At 33.7% G+C, this 23,294-nt stretch carries 19 protein-coding genes; 3 read left to right on the top strand and 16 right to left on the bottom strand.

Going from position 1 to position 23,294, the window contains the following annotated elements; all coding sequences use genetic code 11:
• Positions 1–26: 26 nt before the first annotated feature.
• The 12 genes from D9842_RS25045 to D9842_RS24990 form a co-directional block, all read right to left on the bottom strand.
• On the bottom strand, positions 27–848 hold the full coding sequence (locus tag D9842_RS25045; RefSeq protein WP_121664797.1) for a sugar phosphate isomerase/epimerase family protein: 822 nt from the start codon (positions 846–848) through the stop codon (positions 27–29).
• A 114-nt stretch (positions 849–962) separates the two neighbouring features.
• Positions 963–1,805: a sugar phosphate isomerase/epimerase family protein gene (locus D9842_RS25040; protein ID WP_121664796.1), complete on the bottom strand. Its 843-nt coding sequence runs from the start codon at positions 1,803–1,805 to the stop codon at positions 963–965.
• 55 nt (positions 1,806–1,860) lie between these two features.
• Positions 1,861–2,889 (bottom strand): zinc-dependent alcohol dehydrogenase family protein, encoded by a 1,029-nt coding sequence (locus D9842_RS25035; RefSeq protein ID WP_121664795.1) that lies wholly within the window; start codon positions 2,887–2,889, stop codon positions 1,861–1,863.
• Between the two features lie 37 nt (positions 2,890–2,926).
• Positions 2,927–3,895, bottom strand: a complete 969-nt coding sequence (locus D9842_RS25030; RefSeq protein ID WP_121664794.1) for a sugar phosphate isomerase/epimerase family protein — start codon at positions 3,893–3,895, stop codon at positions 2,927–2,929.
• Positions 3,892–5,070, bottom strand: coding sequence for a Gfo/Idh/MocA family protein (locus D9842_RS25025; RefSeq protein WP_121664793.1), 1,179 nt, complete (start codon positions 5,068–5,070; stop codon positions 3,892–3,894). Before D9842_RS25025 ends, D9842_RS25030 begins: the two co-directional genes overlap by 4 nt.
• A 50-nt stretch (positions 5,071–5,120) precedes the next feature.
• Positions 5,121–6,101, bottom strand: a complete 981-nt coding sequence (locus D9842_RS25020) for an ABC transporter permease (RefSeq protein ID WP_121664792.1) — start codon at positions 6,099–6,101, stop codon at positions 5,121–5,123.
• Complete coding sequence (locus D9842_RS25015) at positions 6,082–7,581, bottom strand: sugar ABC transporter ATP-binding protein (protein WP_121664791.1); 1,500 nt, start codon at positions 7,579–7,581, stop codon at positions 6,082–6,084. Before D9842_RS25015 ends, D9842_RS25020 begins: the two co-directional genes overlap by 20 nt.
• 72 nt (positions 7,582–7,653) lie before the next feature.
• Positions 7,654–8,820 carry a substrate-binding domain-containing protein gene (locus D9842_RS25010; RefSeq protein WP_121664790.1) on the bottom strand — a complete coding sequence of 389 codons (1,167 nt, stop codon included), beginning with the start codon at positions 8,818–8,820 and terminating at the stop codon, positions 7,654–7,656.
• Positions 8,821–9,104: 284 nt separating this feature from the next.
• Complete coding sequence (locus tag D9842_RS25005) at positions 9,105–10,118, bottom strand: LacI family DNA-binding transcriptional regulator (protein WP_098795781.1); 1,014 nt, start codon at positions 10,116–10,118, stop codon at positions 9,105–9,107.
• Between the two features lie 261 nt (positions 10,119–10,379).
• Positions 10,380–11,765: an ABC transporter substrate-binding protein gene (locus D9842_RS25000; protein WP_121664789.1), complete on the bottom strand. Its 1,386-nt coding sequence runs from the start codon at positions 11,763–11,765 to the stop codon at positions 10,380–10,382.
• A gap of 23 nt (positions 11,766–11,788) precedes the next feature.
• Positions 11,789–13,477 (bottom strand): cache domain-containing sensor histidine kinase, encoded by a 1,689-nt coding sequence (locus D9842_RS24995; RefSeq protein WP_121664788.1) that lies wholly within the window; start codon positions 13,475–13,477, stop codon positions 11,789–11,791.
• Complete coding sequence (locus tag D9842_RS24990; RefSeq protein ID WP_162987560.1) at positions 13,474–15,024, bottom strand: response regulator; 1,551 nt, start codon at positions 15,022–15,024, stop codon at positions 13,474–13,476. Before D9842_RS24990 ends, D9842_RS24995 begins: the two co-directional genes overlap by 4 nt.
• A 433-nt stretch (positions 15,025–15,457) precedes the next feature.
• Between D9842_RS24990 and D9842_RS24985 the strand changes: the two genes are divergently transcribed.
• Positions 15,458–15,946, top strand: a complete 489-nt coding sequence (locus D9842_RS24985) for a CBO0543 family protein (RefSeq protein ID WP_176550990.1) — start codon at positions 15,458–15,460, stop codon at positions 15,944–15,946.
• A 450-nt stretch (positions 15,947–16,396) separates the two neighbouring features.
• Here D9842_RS24985 and D9842_RS24980 read toward each other — a convergent pair whose 3' ends face one another.
• From D9842_RS24980 to D9842_RS24965, 4 genes are all read right to left on the bottom strand, one after another.
• Entirely contained in the window at positions 16,397–18,214 is a 1,818-nt protein-coding gene (locus D9842_RS24980) for a hypothetical protein (RefSeq protein ID WP_162987559.1), read from the bottom strand.
• A 22-nt stretch (positions 18,215–18,236) separates the two neighbouring features.
• Positions 18,237–20,210, bottom strand: coding sequence for an AAA family ATPase (locus D9842_RS24975; RefSeq protein ID WP_121664785.1), 1,974 nt, complete (start codon positions 20,208–20,210; stop codon positions 18,237–18,239).
• A complete protein-coding gene (locus D9842_RS24970; protein WP_121664784.1) occupies positions 20,211–20,876 on the bottom strand; it encodes a hypothetical protein in 666 nt (221 codons plus the stop codon).
• A gap of 92 nt (positions 20,877–20,968) precedes the next feature.
• Complete coding sequence (locus D9842_RS24965) at positions 20,969–21,685, bottom strand: S24 family peptidase (protein ID WP_121664783.1); 717 nt, start codon at positions 21,683–21,685, stop codon at positions 20,969–20,971.
• A gap of 338 nt (positions 21,686–22,023) precedes the next feature.
• Between D9842_RS24965 and D9842_RS24960 the strand changes: the two genes are divergently transcribed.
• Together D9842_RS24960 and D9842_RS24955 are read left to right on the top strand one after the other, a co-directional pair.
• On the top strand, positions 22,024–23,091 hold the full coding sequence (locus D9842_RS24960; RefSeq protein ID WP_121664782.1) for a replication initiation factor: 1,068 nt from the start codon (positions 22,024–22,026) through the stop codon (positions 23,089–23,091).
• 13 nt (positions 23,092–23,104) lie between these two features.
• A complete protein-coding gene (locus tag D9842_RS24955; RefSeq protein ID WP_121664781.1) occupies positions 23,105–23,293 on the top strand; it encodes a helix-turn-helix domain-containing protein in 189 nt (62 codons plus the stop codon).
• Position 23,294 lies beyond the last annotated feature (1 nt).

The raw sequence follows: 23,294 nt of genomic DNA, 5'->3' as shown, positions 1-23,294 counted from the left end.
TGAGTCCCCCTTGTTTTGGACAATCTTTAATTTGATGTCAAAGATTCATATTTTGAAAGATATTTACGACTAATTTCTGCACCAGCCTTTGGATCTTGGTAGCTATCAAGTTCAACTGTTATCCACCCATTATATTGAGCTTCGTCTAATACTTTAACCATTACATCAAAGGCTTGATTTCCTTCCCCTAATGGTAAAAACTCCCCGTTTTGATAATCTTTAAGATGAACATATTTAATACGATCGATGTATTTTCTCATGACCTCCACCGGATCTCCTCCACCTGCTTCAATATGAGCGGTGTCTGGGCATAAGTTAATCACAGTTAGAGGCATTAATTTTTCTAATTGTTCCGGTGACTGCACACACGTACCTAAGTGTGGATGGTAGCTTGCAATAAGCCCATATTTTTCAGCAATATGACTGACTTTATTTAATGCTTCACCTAAATCTCTGTAATCGCTCTCTAAAATACCTTTAGCTCGAATGGCTCCACCACCAACAACAAGGTGTTTTGCTCCTAGAGTAGATGCTAGAGCAGCAACTTCTTCAATTTTCACTAATTCATCTTCTAAAATGTCGGGAAAGATAAAGTTCCCACCAGTATAAACTCCAATAAAATCTAGCGAAGATTCATTCATTAATCTCTTAAATTCTTCTTCTCTTCCTTTATATTGCATCAAATTACCATCAAAAAGTTCAAAACCCTTGTAACCTGCTGCAGCAATATCTTTCAATGCTGCCTCCGTTGAGCCATTCGCAAGATAGTATGCATCTTTTACTGACGTTACACCTGCAGGATGGCCAACTACGCCTCCCCAAGTGTTCGTTTGATAACCTAACTTCATCTTGTACCTCCTAATTCAAATGATTATATTAAACAATACTCACCTCCTAAAGGGCTGAGCAATGCAACTTAGACTTACAGTGGATTCTAACCATTATAGAATCTACCACTTTTCTTAGTAGATTTCAGATATCTTTTGTTTTAAGAATTCAATTGATGTTTTTGCGTACCAATCTGGTTCTGACTGTCTAGAATGGAAACCAACTTCCATTGAAAGATACCCATCATAATTAATGTCCTTTAAAGCTTTTAACACCGCATCAAAGTCACATCTTCCTTGTCCTGGAGGAAGGCGATCATTGTCTGAAATATGAACATGGTGTAGTTTATCTTTCATGCGATAAACATAATCACTAGGTACTTCATTTCGATATAGGGCATGGAATGTATCAAACATTACTTTCACATTATCCATTTCTGATTCCTCGGCTAAAAGAAGTGCATCATCAGCAGTTTCTATTAAATTACTATCAGCAGGAGTTGGTTCAACAACTAACGTGATGCCAAGACCTTTTGCATAATTTGCAACTTCTTTTAAACCTTCTAAGCTATAATTCCAAGCATCCTGCTGTGATGTCCCAAATGGTACCCATCCGGCAATCCACATAACAGTTGGACATTCCCAATCATATGCTAATCTAACAACATCTTTATAATGCTGAATCGTAAATTCTCTTTCCTCTTTAATTGGTGAGCTTGGATTCATACCAGGACCACCACCTGGAGCTGGTAGCATAGCTGAAACTTTTAAGTTCTTTTCTTTTAATAGATTAAATATTTCTTGTCTTCTCTCTGGTGATAAATAATCTGGCCAAGCATGAGGACTTGCGCAGCCAATTTCAATTGCATCGTATCCAAATGATGATAAACGGTTAATTACTTCCTCTAGAGGATAAGAAGGTACCCAAGCTGGAAAACTGCTATAAACCCATGTATTGAAAGAAATGCCCTTTAACATACAACATCAACTCCTATTTTTTGAGAATCGTAGTAAGTAACTATCTTCTCTGTTATCACCAAACAAACACAGCTTTTTCTGTTTTTCTTTCATCGAACATACGGAATGCATCTGCTGCTTCTTCAAGTTTGAACGTATGTGTAACTAGTTTTTCAACAGGTAGATTTTTTCTCACAATAAATTCTGTAATTTCATCAAATTCTTGAATCGGGAAATACCAGGAGCCCATAACAGTAATTTGTTTACGAATTAATTGCTGACTTGGTTTAATGGTTGTTTCTTTGCTTTCACCGATGAACGCAACTCTTCCATGAGCTTTCACACAATCTAGCGCATCATTTTCAGCATAAGGACTTCCAGAGCAATCGATTGCTGCATCAGCACCTGCTCCATTTGTAATGCGATTAATCTCTTCTTGTACGTTAAATTCTTTTCCATTAATTGTGTAATCAGCAGCTAGATCTTTTGCTAATTCTAGGCGTTCATCAAGCATATCAACGGCAATAACAGTTGCTCCTAAGCCTTTTGCAATCATAACGCCAGCCCCACCCATAGGACCCATTCCAAAAATAACGAGCGTATCTTTTCCAGATATGTTCATTCTTTTTTGAGCATGATAGAGAGTCCCCACTGCATCCGTCGATACAGCTGCTGTAACAAAGCTCATATTATCAGGTAACCTCATGCAATTTTCAGCTGGAACAACCATGTAATCTGCGTCACCACCATGAGAGTCAAAGCCAATACATTTAAATTCCTTGCAGAACATTTTGTAACCACTCTTACAATGTGCACATTCACCACAGCCTAGTGCTAAGTAAACAGCTACGCGATCTCCTTCTTGGAATTTGGTCACTCCTGGACCTACACCTGTAATCACACCTGCTGGTTCGTGACCTGGAACCGTGCAACCTGTTTTTGTGCCTTCAAATACAGACGTACCATGGTATAAGCTCATATCACTTCGGCAAATAGCGGATGCTTTTAACTGAATTAACACTTCTCCCTGACCAGGAGTTGGAATGTCAACCTCTCGAATTTCTACTTTTTTATCTCCTGGGAAAAAAACTGCCTTCATTGACATTGTTGTTTCGCCTCCATTGTTGAATTGTTAACTATTATTAAGCCCACCACATTTCAGTTAGTTCTTCTTTGAACATGGCTCCTTTTAATAGAGAGATTGCTTTTTTTAGTCCTTCATCAGTCGAAGCCAGCATATCTTCATGTTCAATTGAGATCACATAATCATATCCAACTGATCGCAATGTACTAATCATGTCTTTCCATAATTTCTCATCATGCCCATATCCAACTGATCGAAATGTCCATGATCTATCTAAAATCTCACTGTAGTGCTTCGTATCTAAAACACCGTTTACTTTTATGTTTTCTTTATCCAAATAAGTGTCCTTTGCATGAAAATGGAAGATCGCATTTTCACGTCCAAGCTTTTTAATCGCTGCAATTGGATCGATTCCTTGCCAAACTAAATGACTTGGATCAAAATTTGCTCCGATGTTATCCCCTGCATGTTCTCGTAACTTTAGCAATGTTTCAGGGTTATAAACGACAAATCCAGGATGCATTTCAAAAGCAACTTGAATACCACGTGATCTGGCAAACTTTGCTTCTTCCTTCCAGTAAGGAATCACCACTTCATTCCACTGCCAGTTTAGAATCTCTGTAAATTCTGGCGGCCACGAGCATGTTACCCAGTTTGGATTTTTTGCTTCATTATGATCTCCAGGACATCCGGAAAATCCATTTACAACAGGTATTTCTAATTTTTCAGCTAGAAGAACTGTTTTTCTCCACACCTCATGAGAATCATCTGCTAACTTTTTATTAGGGTGCAAAGGATTCCCATGGAAACTAAGCCCACTAATGGATAATCCTCTGCTTTCAATCGCTCTCATGAACGCCTTTGCTTTTTCAGGTGATTGAAGTAATTCATCTGGATCACAGTGATGGTTACCAGGATAATTTCCTGTCCCAAGTTCAACCGTTTCTAATCCCATTTCCTTCACTTTATCTAGCATCGTTTCAAATGGGAGGTTTTGATAAAGTGGTGTAAAAACACCTAGTTTCATGAATAGGCCTCCTCTTCAATTTTAACCTTCACCCATTTCTGCTGTTGGTGACTGTCTAAGATCGCATCAGTAATACACATTGATAAGTGACCATCTTCAAACGTGGCAAAGTTAGGCTTATCTGTTTTAAGACTTTTTTCTTCTCTAACAAACGTATAGAAGTTTAGCATCATATTTTTTAATGCATCAGGCCAGCCTTCATTGTGACCACCGGGATGATGGATCGCAGTTTTTGCTTCTGCCGAGAATAAGCTAGGATCTGCTAACAAAATTTCGTTTGGTTTGTCTCGGTGACCAATCCATAATTTTTCCGGTTCCTCTTGATTCCAAAATACTGAACTCTTACTAGCATCTATCTCAAAACTCAGTCTATTTTTTCTTCCCGCACTTACCTGTGAAACGGTGAAAACACCTCTTGAGCCATCCTCAAAACGAACAAGTACTGATGCATAATCCTCTGTATTGATGGCAACATCCTCATATTCCTGCTCCTCAAGATTAACTGCGCTGAACGTATTACTGCCAGACGTTGCTTTCTTTCTTACAGGGATAACCGTGGCAAGATCAGCAAAAACTTCTACAATTTTTTTCCCTGTTACATATTGAACCGTGTCACACCAATGTGAGCCGATATCTGCAATAGCGCGGGATTTCCCCCCTACCTCTGGGGCTAGCCTCCAGTTGAAATCTGTTTCATATAATAGCCAATCTTGTAGATAGCTTCCATGTACCAAGTTGACTTTTCCTAGATCTCCGTTTGAGATCATGGCACGTAAATTTTGGACACTTGCATGCTGTCTATAATTAAAATTGACACCATGAACAACATCTTTTGTTCTAGCCAGTGCCAACAATTCAGCTGACTCTTCACTATTCATTGCTAGCGGCTTTTCAGATATCAGATGTTTCCCCGATAAAATGATGTCCTTATTTATAGCAAAGTGAACATGATTTGGCGTACAATTATGCACAACCTGGATTTCATCATTCCTTAGCATTTCTCGGTAATCTCCATAAGCAAGTGAAATACCAAGTTCAGAAGCTTTTGTTTCTGCTTGTTCCTGACTTGTTTCTGCCAAAGCAACCACTTCTACAAATCCAAGTCTTCTAATTGCTTCGATATGAGTTGGCCCAATAAAACCTGTACCAATAATCCCTACCTTTATTTTTTCCATGTTTCATCCTCCTGTCCTGTCATTTCTTCTTGATGATTTCTTTTCACTATTTATCTCTTAATTGCTTTTTTACCGAAAGCTACAGCTAAAATGATAATAATTCCTTTTATAATCATTTGCTGACTAACATCCAGACCCATAATGATAAGTCCATTATTAATTGTCCCAATCATTAAAGAACCTACGAGTGTTCCAATAATTGTCCCGACTCCACCAAAAAGACTTGTTCCACCTAAAATGACAGCAGCAATAACAGAAAGCTCATCTCCTTCACCGAATGAAAATCTTCCTGCGTTCATACGCCCTGCATATAGTAAACCGGCTAAACCAGCCATTGCACCTGTTCCTAAGAAAACGAGCAACTTAATTTTCATTGTCTTTACACCTGAGAAACGTGCAGCGCTCTCATTACCACCAGTTGCTAATACTTGTCTTCCAAAAGACGTCTTACGTAGTAAAACATGAGCAATGATTGTAAAGACAACAGTCCATAATAGCAATACCGGAATTGGCCCAATATCACCAGAACCAAAGATAAAGTTGAAGTTTGAATTAATAATTGGAACTGGAGCTGTATCTGTTACCCACATCGCAACACCTTTTATCGCTCCCATTGTCCCTAGTGTTACTAGGAAGGATGGAATTGCTACTTTTGTAACGAGTAAACCGTTAATAAGGCCAACCACAATACCTGTACCAACACCACCAATTAATCCGCCAATGATACCGTAGCCTGCCTGTAGTGCTAATGCCCCAACTAATGAAGATAAAGCCGCTATCGATCCAACGGAAAGATCAATTTCACCTGTACTGATAACAAATGTCATTGCAAGTGCCATTAAAGAAATGGTTGCTGTTTGTCTTACAATGTTTAATAGATTGTTTGAAGATAAAAACCCTTCATCATATAAATTGATAGAAAAGTAGATTAACACTCCTACGAAAGCAAAATAGACGATATAGTTACGCCATTCGAATTTCTTAAACATAGGTAATGCTGGTTTTTCTACTTTAGAAACCTTGGATTGCATATTGTATATCCTCCTCTGATTTAATCTCAGTTCGTTGTAGTTCCTTTTTTATCTTGCCTTGATGCATCACAAGGACACGATCACTCATAGCAAGAAGTTCAGGGATTTCTGATGAAATGACAAGTATGGCCTTTCCGCTAATAGCTAATTCTCTAATGATATCGATAATTTCTGTTTTTGCTCCAATGTCTACACCAATTGTTGGTTCATCAAGCAATAAAACTGTTGGGTTATTTGCTAACCATTTTGCAAGAACAATTTTTTGCTGATTTCCACCAGACAATAGGCCTGATTTTTTAAAGATATCATCAGTTTTAACATTTAACTTTTTGACAAGTTGATTGCTTATTTTATTTGCTTTTTTGTTATCAATAAACAATCCTTTGTTCACTTTAGATAAGATTGGCAGAATCATATTGTCTTTTACACTATGTTCTAGAACCAATCCTTGCACACGTCGATCCTCGGGAATTAATGCAATCCCTGCGTCTATTGCATCCGTAGCCGAATTAATTGAACGTTTTTGACCATCAACGTAAATTTCACCACTGTCTATTGAGTCAATTCCAAATAAGCAACGAACTAATTCCGTTCGACCACTACCCATCAATCCAGCAATTCCTACTATTTCTCCAGGTTGTATTTTAAGATTAATATTTTGAACCTTATCTCCAGCGCTTACATTTTTCACCTCAAAAATCGGAGGTACTTCTTTCGAGTATTCCCTCTCTTGATATTCAAAGGCTTGGTCAAATTCTTGTCCTACAATATGCTGAATAACTGTATCAAGATCAGTTTCACTACAATCCTCGGTTGTAATATATTGACCATCACGCAAGATCGTGATGCGATCACAAATTTCGAAAATCTCATCCATTCTGTGAGAAATATAAATAATCGCATAACCCTTTGCTTTTAATTGATTGATGAATTTGAATAATACTTCCGTTTCCGTTTGAGTTAACGAAGAGGTCGGCTCATCCATAATCAATATTTTCGCTTCCTGAGATAGTGCTTTTGCAATCTCAGTCATTTGCCAATAACCAACTCCTAGATTTTGAACCACATCAGATGGTCTGATATCAACCCCAAGTTCCTTTAATAGAACCTCTGTTTTCTTTTCACATTCTTTATCATTTAAAAGCCCAAATGATGTCTTATCTTCTCTCGTTAAAAAGATATTTTGGGCAACTGTAAGGGTTGGTACTAAGCTAAACTCTTGGAAGATCATTGAGATCTTATTTACCTTTGCGTCATCAAAGCTTTTAATACTTACAGGTTTTCCTTCAATTAAAATGTCTCCACTATCTGCTGTATAAACGCCAGTAAGAATTTTCATTAATGTTGATTTTCCGGCACCATTCCCACCCATTAAGGCGTGTACTTCTCCTTTTTTCACCGAAAAGTTAACCTGGTCTAGAACCGTAATACCATTAAACGCTTTATTTATATTCTTCATTTCAAGAATAGGTTGATCCATTTTTTGTTCACCTTCCTTTGGTTATAGAGGCTATAAGAAATTGATAGCCTCTATAAACTTGTTACTAGTCTCTTATTTCAATGCATCTTTAACAGTTGAAGGAGCTTCAACCCCATAAATTAATTTCCAAGAATCAAGAACATTTTCTTTTGTTACTTCAATAGCAGGAGAAGCAACATAAGGAGGAGCTTCTTTACCTAATATCGCATATCCTGAAAGAATGCCCTGTGCTACACCTTGATCATAAGGTAATTGAGCACCTAGTCCTTGAACGATTCCATCAGATGCGATTGAAATCGCTACATTTGTACCTAAATCAACTGTTGTCACAACTAAGTCATCTCTTCCGGCGGTACGAGCTGCCGCCATTACACCTTCTGCCGGTACATCCCAAGGAGCGAAAATACCATCAATGTCTGGGTTTCTTGTCAGCATTGCTGAAGCAACTTCTTCTCCTTTATTCGGGTCTGTAATTCCACCTTGTGCTACGATTTCAATGTCAGGATATTTCTCTTTGATTGTTGCTTCAAATGCATCTGAGCGGTTTTTGGTTACGAAGAAGTTCACATCGTGATAAACGATACCTACTTTCCCTTTGCCACCAATTTTTTCTGCCATAATGTCCGCTGCTAGAGCACCGTTTCCATAGTTGTCACCGGAAACAATACTGATATAATCCTTACCTGCTTCAAGACCTTCTGCTGCTCCATCCATGAATACTAGCTTAACGCCTTGTTCTACTGCTTTTTTATAAGCTGGTGCAGTTGATACTGCGTCAACCGGAACCGAAATCATAATATCTGGTTTTTTTGCTAAAACCGTTTCAATGTCGTTTACCTGTTTCTCAGCCTTAAATTGTGCATCTGTAACAGCTACAACTTCAATTCCCATTTTTTTAAATGTATCTTGCATCGCTCCAACTGCCGCATTCATATAATCTGTACCTGAATAGTGCATAACAATGGCTGCTTTATAATTTCCATCCTTAATTTTTTGAAGCTCTTCTTCAGTTAACTGTAAAGACTTTGCAGAAACTGCTTGTTCTCCATTTGGTCCTTTATCTAGAACTTCTATATCTGGAATCTCAGGGTTTATTGTTAGTGGCCCTGATTCAGAGAGGTAATTTTCATTTTTTTCTGTGCTTCCTTCTGTTGTCTGTGCTTCTTCCTTATTTCCACATCCAATTATTACGCTAAAAACGAGTAGCATTAATACGGAAATTAATAGATTCTTTTTCATTTCATAACCCCCATGTTTTTCATGTAGTTTAGTCTTTTGTATGGTACAACTAACGTTTACAACCACCTCCTTTAAAGTTCAATTGGCAGGAATTTGTAATCGTTTACAAATCAACTCCAATACAAAGCTATAAATTATCGCTTTCTTAACTTTTAGAGAAAATGAATGAAAATCTAATTTCTTTATTTTGTAATCCATTACATTTTCTTTATTAAAATAAACTTTTCATCCCTGTTTACTAGGTTTAAAAGTTATGAGTGAACTGATAGTTGTAACCGATTACATTAATCTTGTAATGATTTATTGATTTTTGAGCATGATTCTCTTATGACAAGACTGTCATCTAAAATATATTGATTTTTCTCGATTCTCTTTTTATCCATTAGCATAATTAATAGTTCCATCGCTTTAGACCCTATTTCAAAAGCTGGTTGTGAGATTGTGGTCAAAGCAGGCTCGAAAATAGAAGAAAAATGAATATCATCGAATCCAATAACCGAGATGTCTTCAGGTACTCTAAGGTTCATTGTTCTTATGGCTCTAATGGCACCCAAAGCCATTTCATCATTCGCTGCAAATACTCCGGTTGGGATTCTATTGAGCGCTAAAAACTTCTTCATTAGATTAAATCCGCTTTCATAATTAAATTGGCCTTCTTGTACTAGTACTGGATCTATTGATAAGCTATACCTTGCCATCGCCTGGTAAAAACCCTTTAATCGATCCTGTCCTAATACACTATCAAGTGGCCCAGAAATAGTTCCTATTCTTCGGTGTCCTAACTGAATTAAATATTCTGTTGCTTTTCTAGCACTGCTAACATTGTCGATTGAAATGGTTGGAATAGAAGAGCCTTCAATATATTCACAGGCAAGTACTACAGGAAATTCATTTGCCATTTCTTCGACAAGCTCTGCTTTCATCTTTGCTGTTAATAAGATCATTCCGTCTGCTTTTTTTTGACGGAGCATATCTAAATACCGACTTTCCTGTTCACTATCATTCCCAGCATCACCAAGTAAAACTTGATATCCATTAGCTGATGCAAGATTTTCTATTCCTCGTAGAACCTTCGAAAAGAAAGGATTAGATATATCCGGGATCACAACAATCACTGTTTTAGTTTCTGAAGTCCTTAGCTGACGTGCTAAAACATTTGGATGATAGTTTAATTCTTTAATGGCTCTTAATACTTTGTTAATTGTTTCCTCTCTTACAGTATCAGGCTTACTTATGACTCTAGAGACTGTAGCAGTGGAAACATTTGCCTTCTTTGCAACATCTACGATTCTAACCATCTAAGACTCTCTTTTCTATGAACTTATTAATGTAAAATTGTAATCGCAATCATTTTCGTTTAGATAAAATGTATTGCTTGTTTATTTCTTAGTTTTATCTTACCGGTTATTGAAAATCGAAAAAACATGGTTAATTTAATTTTTCACCATGCATTTTTAGTGTAGATGTAGAGATGAGTGATTACGCTTTCTCTGTTGGAAATTATAGGTTTTCAACAACAAAAAAACCTCAGAAATCTGAGGATCGAGGAAAATTTTAAATTATCTCAACAAATTATTTACAGCTTCATCAGCCTTCATTAATGCTTCTTCAACTGACATTTTCCCTAGCTGGGCATCGTGTAAATAACCGGTTACAACACTTTCCCATTGTTCTTCCTGTGGGAAAAATGGACGAGCTTTTGCTGTCTTCATTGCTTCATTTACTGCTTCGTATCGGCGAAATTTGTTAACATCAGTTCCCTCAACTTTCAACTGCTTAAGAGTTGGGACTAAATAGGAAGAGAGTCGGACTGGATCTCCCCCGCCCATCTGAGCTTGTCTAACATCATTTTGTTTACTTTCTAACCAAACCATAAATTTAAACGCTTCTTCAGGATACTTTGACGTTCTAGGAATAACAATTGACCAGCCAGCAAGGTGTGGGACAGATGATTTCATTGCAGGTGTTTGGACAAATTCCCATTGACCAACAGTATTAGAATATGCCCGATCGTCTACCTTATCAGCGGCCCAAGACCAGTGTATAGCCATTGCAACATTTCCTTCTGCAGCATCAGCTGATACTTCTGAAAAGGTATAATCATTTATACCTGGAGGAGAGAATTGCAGTAGGTCAATCCACGTCTTTGTCGCCTCTATGACTTCTGGAGTTGATAATGATGATGTCATCTTATTCCAATCAATAACATCTCCGCCGTTAGAGTAGACAAATGTTAACCATGTATGCACATTGCCGAATCCTTCACTAGCTTGTCCAGCCCAGCCATAAATTTTTTTCCCGTTCACCATTTTCCCATTAAAAAATTTAGCCATATCACGAAATTGCTGCATTTTTTTGGGCGGAGATAAGTCATACCCGTATATGGCTTTAAACTCTGATTTCAGTTTTTCATGCTCAAATAAATCAGATCGGTACCAAAGGATATGAGGGTGTATCGTCTGTGGCAATCCATATATATTGCCGCCCTCACCATATCCACCGTTTTCTCCATTCCATTGTGTAAGAGCTAGTGCTCTAGGCAAAAAACCTTCGGTATCTACTTTGTTTTTTTCTATATAGGTTTCTAAGGGTAGTAAGCTATTTGTAGAGACAAGTTCAGGCACCCAGTTGTAATCAACATTAAAAAGGTCATAATTAGCATTACCAGCGATCGAAAGAGCTAATTTTTGAAAAATCATGTCACGTCCTACTAACTCAATATTGACAGATACTCCTGTTTCGTTCTCATATTCTTCCGCTAACTTTTGGGTTACCTCTCCCCATGTCGTATTAAGAAAAACACCATTTAAGGATATCTGTTCTTTCACTTCGACTTCTTTATTTTCTTCTTTAGCCTCTTCTCGCTTTCTTAATTGTTGACTGCAAGCCGTTAAAATAATAGAACTCACAATAATAAAAATCAAGAGAGTATAGTGCTTAGTCAATTATCTCCCCCCCTTTTAGCTCATTATTCTTCCTCATGAACCGGATGCCGCACGATCACTCTAAAGCCTTCATGATGATCTTCATCAACTATTATTCCATACTCAGTTCCAAAATGAAGTTGAAGTCGTTTATGAACATTTTTCAACCCAATTCCATGATGCACATGATTTGAATTTCTTTCTTTATCCACTAGGTTACTATTCAGCCCTGGACCATTATCTTCAATAATAAAGATAATATCCTGTTCAATGCGTTTAACGGTTAACAGAATTTTCCCCTTACCTTCTGGCAAGTTACTAATTCCATGCTTGATGCAATTTTCTACGATTGGTTGAAGGATTAGCTTAATGACCTCTAATTTCAAAATCGTTGGATCTACCTGAACAAATACTTTAAATAAACGATTACTTCTGAGCTTTTCTATGTCTAAATAATTCTTAGCATGCTCAATTTCTCTTTCAACCGTTGTCCACTCGTTATTATTATTTAAACTGAATCGAAGTAAGTTGGCTAATTTCGTTACCATTAAAGCGATATTTTTTTCATCTACCTTTTCTGCTCTCCACTTAATCGCATCTAATGTATTATAAAAAAAATGTGGATTTATTTGATGATTTAATGTCTGAAGCTCAAATTTTCGCTTGTCTGATTCCATCTTTTTTGTTTGTTCAATAAGTTCAGACATTCCTGTAATCATTTGGTTAAACCCACCAACTAGTTGCCCAATCTCATCTTTTTTAGACCTGTCCATATGGAAATGCTTTAATACTCCACTTCGAACTTTTTCCATATGTGTGACGAGTGCTTTAATTGGTATCGTAAAATTACGAACAATAATAGCAAGATAGATCGTAACAACCACTATACTGATTATGACAATCCACATAGTAAAATTTTTTATTTGTTCAATATTGCCTGTCACTTCTTTGTTTGGCAGAGCAGTAATTAAATTCCATCCCTGATCATTTAATTGAGTTTCAGCTGTATTCCAATCCCCTTCTGGTATAAATTTTTCATTATAAAGCAAAGAGTTTTCACTTGAAATAATGTTCTTATCTTGATCAACAATCATTGTTTTGTAGTTTTTAAAAGAAGAAGGGAAGGATAATTCCTCTCGTACAAGTGAATCAGGAATCTTAAGAACAATAACACCTAGTGGTTCGTAATAATAGGATGAACGAACCGCTCTTATATAAGTTAAAACTGGCTTCTTTGAAGTTTCATCCCAATAATGGTACCAAACCCCTTTTTCTTTCAAATTAAAGGCTTTTAACATCAATTCAGTGCTTGGCTTAAAATCACTCCCATTAATTAGCTCCAAATAATTCGGGTAATATTTCATTTGTTTTGGAAAGACATATACTCCGTACGTCCCTTTTAATTGGGCAATAAGTTGACTGATCCGATTGATAAAAGCCTTTTCTTCTTCATAAGATGTTGGCGGATGACTTTGCAAGAGCTTTTGTAACTGTATAGATGTCACCATTTTTTCTGATTCATTTTCTGCATCTTTTAATAAACGATTAACCTGCTTTTTATTCAATTCTAAATTGTCTTGAAGAAGCTGAGAGGTAACCTTTTCTAACTGAGACTTAGATCGATCATATGATAAATAACCTAATAATGCTAATGGAATAATAATGGATAAGGTAATAAAGACAAACATTTTGTTAAATAAATTATCTTCTATTCTTACCTTTCTAACTTTCATTTTCCGTACCTATACTCTTTGGGTGTTTGACTTGTTCTTTTTTTAAAAATAGTACCGAAATGCTGTAAATTTTGATAACCTACAGCTTCCGCTATCTCATACACTTTCATGCTTGTTTCTCTTAGAAGTGTTTTCGCTTTTTTAATCCGCGTCTCTGTTAAAAAATCCATATATGTTTGTCCAGTTTCTTTTTTAAACAACTGACTTAGCCAGACTGGATGTAAGGATAGCTCGTCTGCGATCATTTGTAAGCTCAAATCCTCCATGTAACTAGAATGAATTATTTGAATGGCTCTTTCAATGATTGAATTGGTAGCATGTGTTGAAACCTCATGACTAACACTCGTTAAATACTCAGATAAGACCTTTTCATATTCTTCTAATGTAGTGCATTCATCCACCTTTTCCCATACACTCATTGGAATTGCTTTAAGCTCCTTTGAGGTTTGTTCACTTATACTTGCAAGGATTTGTGACAAGTAGTTTAATGTTTTTCGCGTGATATCGTCTCTTGATTCAAGTCCATCGAGTAATATGACCTGTTGAAAGAAAATCTTTACCACCTGACGAATGCTTTCTTCATCCTTATTTATAACTAATGATGCTAAATGGTTAGCAGTGGTAAGGTCTGTAGACATCAGATGATCAGATTTTAAATAATCCTCGCGATTTGTTAGAGAACTTATTTGAAATTCTTTTAGTGTAGAGCTGTAAGCTGCATGCATTTCCTCAAATGATGATACCTTTGTGCTAATGCCTATTGCTAACTCGATTTTTTGATATTCTTTTACCTTATTGTGAATAGACCTAGCCATTTCCTCGGTATCGTCAATAGTGGTTAATAATACCCATCGATTTTTAGGATCTTTAAAAAGGAGTGAGTGCATTTGATCTCGGATCACATCCTGCATAATATTTCCTATAACAAAAGTCTTTAATTGATTTTCTTCTGTAAAAGGTTTCCCGTCAGGATAGCCCTTTACATCAAAAATAAGGAGTGAAAAGGATTTATTCGCTAACCAATCAATATCCCATAAACACAGTCTATGATAGAGATGTTCTTCAAGAGGTGTTCTTATTAAACAAAACTCGACTAAATAGTTGTCCCTCATGGAACGTGTTCCAATCTCTGCAAATGATTTCTGCTGCTCAGTATAGTGAAGTTGTTCTTTTTCCTCTTTTATCATTGAAAGAGTCCTGTTTACCTTTTCTGTAAACTCCTTTGTACTATATGGTTTCAATAAATAATCAACTGCACCGAACCGTATACTTCTCCTCGCATAATCAAAATCATCGAAACCGCTTACAACTATAACCTTTGGTTGGTACTCACTAGTTACAACTTCTTCAACTAAATCAAGACCAGATATACCAGGAAGCATAATATCAGTAATAATTAATTCAGGATAGTATTTAAAGATTACCTCTCTTGCATCTTCCGCATTATTTGAGGTATGCACTTCTACTTCAACATTATATAGAGAATCAATAGCCATTTTCATACCTATTAAGGAATCTGGCTCATCTTCAATTAATAATAACCTCAATCTTTTACCCTCCATTCAGTGGGAAATTATAATTATATTAACCAGAACAAGTTTTAGTGGTCAATTAAAATATAAATATGTTCTAGAATTGATGAATTTATGGGGAAATTTGGATGAAACAATTCATTGATTTAGATAAGAGTAACACAGGGGGTTAGTCCTTATTAGAGAAGAACCAAGGCTTATATAAAAAGCCTTGGTTTCCTACAGAATACTAGATGGTCAGGAACAGATGTAAGTATAATACCTGAGATCCACTTAAAAAACTGGCGTCACTTCAACATAAGCTCCCAATAGATTAAGTGAAACGGTTCACAATATAATTGATCAGAATAGAGCCTTGTTTATACATTACGGACTTATCTAATTTTGCAATGTCCTTTGTATAACCCCCTGCATGAAGGATAACCTATCTTTGTGGAGGTGCTAGACAATGGGTCAAAAATTTGAAATAAATCTTATAAAATTCCTTTATTTTTTTGGTATTAGCTCTTTTATATATTTAATAAAAAAACCACTTGCAAAGGACTGGCTCCTTACTTTCTTTATAAAAAGTTACTATGCATCATTGGTCGATAATCTGGTTGTAAATAAAGGCTATGTTCAATATCCGACCCGATTTCCAAAACAAGTTAAAACAAGTGTGTTGTTCGATTACTTACTTTTCCCAATTACTTGTGTCTTTTATAATCAACATACTAAAGATTCTCGCCTTATTAAGTGCCTTATAAAAGTTCTGTTTTTCAGTGTACCAATGACTATTGCCGAGCTATGGCTAGAAAAAAATACACAACTTGTTAAATATAAAAATGGATGGAACTGGAAAACCACTTTTTATTCTCTCTCATTTTCCTTTTTAATGGTTAGATTTACAATGTCTGTTATAAGAAGAATTTTCAATAATAAGTACGAGTTATCATAGATGGGCATTTGATGTTAATGTATAGTATTTATTAACTTTTTGGTGTAGGAAAGATTGCAATTGCTTAAATTTGGCGAAGATTTCATTGCTACTATTTTATTTCCCACTGATTACTCATCATTTTTCACTACACATATATTGTCTACTACTCGCGAAATAAGGTATAGCATTGAATAACATTCCTAATCTTTAATTTTCATAGGGGTTCTCTACTTAGGAAAAAAACAAAGAAGCTCCACCCTTTAAACCAAGGAACTGAAGCTCACATCTGATGATCCGAGAGGGATTCGAACCCCCGACCCCTACCCTGTCAAGGTAGTTAAGTTAATTACCTCTAGAAGTTTATTGTAATCTCTATAGATTATTTTTCTAATTTCTTAAAGAAATTATTCCAAACTGTTATTAGATGTTTCCTATGGTTATTTTTAATTAGTGACCATGTTGTGACCATTAGCGATAAGTTGACTTATCACTTGGTAATGGCTTATTTCCGGGAATAATAACAACTACAATATTATCTGGATACTTGTTTTTTAATGTATATAGAGGTTCTAAATGATCTAAATAAACTAACTCTCTAACGTCATTTACAGGTTTTGTTTTTTTATTTAAATCTAAAAGAACAAAGATACCTAATTGATCATACGAGTATATATAGGAGTTTAGTTGTTCAAGATACTTGTCTCTCACTTTTTCATCTGTTATTTTCTGTTTAGTTTTCTTTAATTCTATAGGAAAGGTAACATTATTAAGCTGAATTACTATGTCTATCCGTCCACCATCTGAGAAATTATTAATTTCTTCTAATGCACTATAAGCAATATTTGATCTCTGAAAATGATCGTAGAGACTGCTTTGTAAATCTCTTTCTGATGCATCTGCTCCCTTTCCTTTATGATCTTTTGTATAAAGGAAATTATAATTCTCGGACCTTTCAGATCTGACTGTTAATATTAAATATCTTATTAACTCTTCCATCACTCTACCAAAAGCCACTATTTTCTCTTGTGGATAATTAGGTGTATTTTTTACTACTTCTCTCATAATTTCAGTATAGATCTCTTCACCCGTGGGAAATCCAGTGACAAAATCAATATTCTTATCATAAAGTAAATTAGTATATTCTCCTATACATTCCAATATATCATCAATACTATTTATATCTCTAGACGTAGAAAATTGTTTAACTAAATCTACTACATCAACACCCTCGACAATACTGCTTATTTTAATACATGTTCTCATAATCTGGTCTTGATCTTCTTTTTTTTTATCATTTTGCATCATTAAATTTTTTACATATCTAAGAAATATTGTTAGTTCACTATCATCAATAAACTGATCTAATAATATATTTATCTTTTTCTCATAGTAGTATAAATTTTTAATATAGAATGTTTTTAAGATGTTTTCAGATATATTATCTTTAAAATTAGTTAGTAAATTATGTTGTTGATTATTAGTTGAGATTGATATGTTTATTAGCTCATTATGATATAGAGATAGTTTATTAAATTCATCAAAATAACTTATCCAATTTTCACCATCATTTATTTTGTCTATTATTAATTTTAGATTCATTAACACGCTATGAATTTTATACTCTAATACCACTAAACTTTTGTCAAAATGAAAAGCTTCTCGAATAAAAGAAATATCTAATAATTTTCTATATGATGTTTCTACTTGTTGATTTTCTTTTTTTATCAGGGATACTATAAAACTTGTAATATACTTAAAATATTCTGCATCTGTTCTATTTTCTATTAAAGATTGTGAATAAGTGAAATACTTCTGACTTTCTTCTATTAATTGCAAGTAGTCCAAAATATTATTATCAAAATTAGTTTTCAAGAATTTAATGAGACCTAGTTGAAAATAAGCTTCAGAGGAAATCTCAGCATTTGAACTATCTCTATACGTCTTAATTACATCTAAAATATCTTCATCATTATCATAAAAGACAGTTAAGTATTTTAAGGCTGTTGTATTCACAAAAGGGTTTTTTTCGCATGTTTCAATATCAAGTAGCATATCTACAGTAGAAGTCTTTCTCACTTTATTAATTAATGTTAAAAAAGATAGAGTTTCTATACATTTAATTAAAACAAAGCCATTTTGCTCTTCTTCTAATACTGATCTAAAAAAAATCTTCAATTGTTTTTCAGATGTTTTTGCAACATTCTCTTTGTCGGTAAACCAATCTTCCATAAAAGAAATCTTTTCATATTCTTCCATACCTGAAAAATCTTCATATGTTATTAACATTTTAATATCACCCTTAAAGAGGTTAAAATACAAATTCCTCATTGCCTCTTTTTAATACCTTCTGGGACGCACTCGCATCAACTAACTCTTCTAAAGCAGTACCAATTATTATTTGTAATTTGTCTGAGTAGCTCTCTTCTATTTCCTTAAATATACTAGCAAGACTTATCAAGTCTTTACTAATAACCTCTTCTTTACCAGGAGAATCAATAATTAATAATCTAGGATGCCTACCCATTCCATAATTAATATCTAATAACATTAAACCAAGGTAAAATGCTATTTTTGCACGCAGCTGCTCACCTTCTGTTAGTTCACTAAATTTATTTAATTCACCATTCTGTAAAAACTGAATATCTAAATTTTTACTAATCACTACATCAGTTACATTAGTTAATCCGAATTTATTTATTTGGCTTAGTATTAATTCCTCTAGACTTTTTAATATTTCTTTACTTAGTTCCAGTCTATGACTGTTTAAATACTTAATTGCATGTTCAAGTACTTTTATTTTTTCATCGAGATTTTGTGAATCATCTTTATTAGCAAAAGAATTCATTTTTATCTGATATTCAATCTCAACTTTTTGTTGAATTAAGTTAGACAAAGTATCTATATCATCATTTAAAAAATCTACAGTTTCTATGTTACTCTCAATTTTTTGTATTTCAATTAAATATTGCTCAGATATTTGTTGTTTATCATCAATTCTACCTATTAATAATTCTATAGCTGTTGCTAGAGTTTCAGCTTCTTTCTTAAGTTCGTTTATTTTTATATCAATGATCTCTTTTTGCTCTGGAGATGCGTCCTCTAATTCATGCTCACATAACATACATTTGTGATCTGATTTTTCAACTTCTTTTTTATTAGATTGTATTGTGTGTTCGCATCTAGGACACATTTTTATTTCTAAATTACTAAAAAAAGCTCCAAATTCCCTTTCTTCTTCAAGCCTTATAAGTCTCCTATTAGTTTGATTCAGCTGTTTTTCTAGTTCTTCTTTTTCATTTATTGCCTTCTGCAATTCGTCATTTACAGTTTTGAGGTCATTTGATAAGCTATTATACTTTTCTATATCTAAGCTTTTTCTAAAAGTTTTCTTTTTATCTTCCTGTAACTTACTAATGTCCTCTTCTATACTTTCCAACTCTTCAATAAGTTCTTCCACATTTATCTGATCGTTATTTTGCTTCATTAAATAGTCTTGTTTATTTTGAGAATTTGCTAGGTGATCTTTTTTCTGAGTTAAATAATTAATAGCATAAGTTAGCCTAAGACCTAGTAACATTTCAAGAATCTTTTTCCCTTGAGAACCAAAATCTGAATTCAAAAAAAGTACATTGTAATCTTTTGATTCCAAGTATATTGATTTATAGTATGTTTTCCAACTAGTTTGATTTTCAATTAAGTCTATTGTGTCCTTATTTCCACTTGTCCATTTAAGACTATAATATGAGAATTGATTATAAATGAATTCTTGCATAAATTCTTTAAAATCTTTATCAGTTTTTGTTTCAAAAATAATTGATATTCTTTCGATATTCTCTCCAGCTGCTAAAATCTCATTTATTGATTTTCTATATAGTACACCCTGAGTTCTTTTTCCAGATAAATCAATATAAGTTGTATATGTAGTTTCTCCAATATTAAACTCAAGAGACACTTCATTTAGCCACTTTAATACATCTTTTTTGATAGACTCCTTGTCTCCAGTTAATCCGAACTTTATTATTTTAAATAGTGAAGACTTCCCTTTTCCGTTTTCTGCAAATATGACATTTACTCCACTATAAAAGTCTTTACTAAACTCAATAATCTCTCCCGTATTTTTCTCACCTTTAATAATTAGCTTGTTTATTCTAAGTCTGTTATTCTGTGAGATTGGACTATCTTTGTCAATGTCATCTATAAATAATAAATCTTCAATTTCACTCTTTGAAAAAGTATTGTACTCTTTGTAAATATCACTTATCATATTACTAAAACTAAACACTTATATTTCCTCCCCAAAAATACTATAGTACTTATTTTTTACATTTTCTTGTACTCCCTTTATATATTCATTAATCGGGGTTAATCGATACTCCTCATGTGTGTATTGCCTAACTTTCAATTCCGTGCCTGTTAAATTCCCAAAATATTTTTTTATTAATTTACACCTTTCTCCATACCACTTAGTTTTGTCAATATGCTTTAATATTTGGTTCTCAATTTTTGCTATTCCATTTTGAGTTAAATAGTAAATTTTATCATATTCTCTTCCTGCTGCATTTTTTTTACTTTTATATACAATAAAATCTGTCGATACAAGAAATGCAATAATGTGATCTATTTCTTCATATGCTCCAAAAAAATACCTCAACATATCATCTCTTCTAATTTCTGGTTCATTATTATCAAAAATACTTTTTATTTCTTCTTTAATCTCTTCTTTATTAATTCTAGATTCATCTTCCTCTAATAATTCTAACAATTCAAATGATAAATAATCCGGATACCTTATTAAAAAGTCAATCTTTTGAATCCGAACTTCACTTCTAAATACTTTTTTATATTGATCCTCTACCTCTTCTGAATCTGCATCAATTTCTTCTGAAAAAAAATAAAGGATTAAAAGAATCCTTAATTTATCTCTATATGTTCTATCAATCCGGTTCAATCTGACCCCTCCTAAATTTATTCCCATTACTAATTTACCATAAAATACCTTTATAACAAGAAAAAACCCGCAATTAGCGAGTTCAAATATCATTAAAGTTCAATAGTTATTTTTTCAACCTTACCAATTATGTTTATTATATTATCGTTGAGAAATTCTGATTTATAAGATTTATTAATACTATACAAGAATTTATTTTCTTCAATAAAAAATATCCTTCTGACTAGAAAGTCACCATTTTTTTCAATAACAATAATATCATCATTAATAATTTCATTATCTTTTCTTATATGTAGTATTGATCCCTTGGGAATCAGTGGTTCCATAGAGGTATCATTCATCTTTAATGTAGTGTTAATTACTTGTTGATTACTCAATGCATCGACATCTGTTACTAACGTTGTGTTTCTTAACTGCTCAATAGATTGTGTTAAGATTTCATAGTTTGAGAATTGATCTAATTGCATTTGTAAAATATGAATCATTTCACTAGGAAACTGCTTTTCAAATGTGATTTTTATTGTTGTTCTAAATAAGGTTATTAATTCATTTAAAAAGTCTTTAATATATTCTGGAGCCTTTTCTAGATATGATTCAAATAAAAAAGAATCTACTTCGTCTTCATATCCACATGATTTTGCTAAAGCAATATTTACTTCGTCTGAAGCAGGTGGTTGTTTTCCACTCTTTAATTTACTTATATACGAAGGATTAACTTTAACCCCATATGTTACACATTTCTCTGCTATTTCTTTTAAGGTCAGCGTACTTTCTTCTACCATCATATTTAACATATCGTAGTAATTCAATCTATCACCCCTCTTTATAGTATTATGCTACTGATTTTTTAGTCAACGAAAAATAAAGTGACTAATCAATCATTTTTTATTGACAATAAAATCAACTTAAATTATTATTATTTTTAACAACACATTGACTTTTTATTCATCTATTAATGATTTTTTAGTAAATGAATATTGTGTAACTAAATTGATTAAGCTCGGAAGGCGAACAGGGCATTATTGACCTGTTTCGCAGAGCGGTAATTATTGCAAATTTAGTTTCAACAAATATATGAGTAATGAATACCAGCAACCATATAACATGCTGGGTTCTAATTACAAAACTCAAATAAGGAGGTAATGCTTTGATCATAAAAGGGATTGATACTGTTGAATTTGGAGTAGAGATTTTAGATTATTTTATATCTGCAAAAAACACTCTTGATATTCTTTCATCTTTAAAAGGTAAAGCACAGGAAGAAGGAAAAGAATATGAAGTTAACTTAAATGGACTTAATCTAAAAGTTCATAGAAATGGGATACCTTTTTATTCGTTTACATTATCATGTAACGATTTCCTAATTTATTTCATGGATAAAGAAGTTAAAAATACCTGCCCTATTAAGGTACGTTTTTTATCTACATATCTTTGGTCAGTTGGATTTAATACTGCCGTAAATGAATTTTTAAGTTGGGTTAAAGGGTTAGATTTTAATGTAGTAACTACTAAACTATCAAGAATTGATATTTGTGTAGATAGTGATGAACTCTTTTTCGAAGAGATTGATTTGCCTAGAATGATCACTAGAGCTAGAGGAAAAGTAAAACATTACGTTAACGATCAATTTTACAACGGAAGAGATTTTAGTGGTTTTACAATCGGTCGTGGAGATCCTATGTTGGCTAGAATTTATAACAAATCGCTTGAAATAAAGAAATCTCAAAAAAATTGGTTTTATGACCTTTGGAAAGAGAAACAATGGAATAGTTCTGATGTTTGGAGAGTTGAATTTCAAATCAGAAGGAAATGTCTAAAAGAATTTAATATTAATTCAATCGAGGAATTTTCTAAAAAGGAAAATAACATTTGGTCTTATCTAACTTCTCAATGGTTAACAATGAAGGTACCTAACAAAGATAAAAATCAGAGTAGATGGTCTTTAGATCCACGATGGAATATTATCCAAAAGGCTGACTTAAATCAAATCTACTCTCCAGCAATAAGACAGAAGATCAAAGTCGGTAACACTGATCAATTATTAGATCAAATTGCTGGATTACTCATTTCAGTTGGTACATTAAATGACCACGACAATCTTGATATTACTGCGGAAATAGCGAAAAGATGGACTGAGATGAAATTAATTAATAAAAACACAAATTTTAACGAAGAGAAAATTGAGCGAAGTAAAAGATTCATTTCAATAAAATAAAATGGAGGATATTATGAATGCTTTTGAACATTACCCACCTGTATTAGATGTTACACACATTCAAGAAATTTTAGGAATTGGTAGAAGACAAGCATACGAACTCGTTAATTCAGGTGACTTTCATATAGTACGTATTGGAAGAAGAATTAAGATTTTAAAAACAGTTTTTATTCAATGGCTTGAAGGTGAAATGGAGGAATAAT

This window comes from Metabacillus litoralis (genome assembly GCF_003667825.1).
GTDB lineage: Bacteria > Bacillota > Bacilli > Bacillales > Bacillaceae > Metabacillus > Metabacillus litoralis_B.
This window is presented reverse-complemented; position numbering and strand designations above follow the sequence as displayed.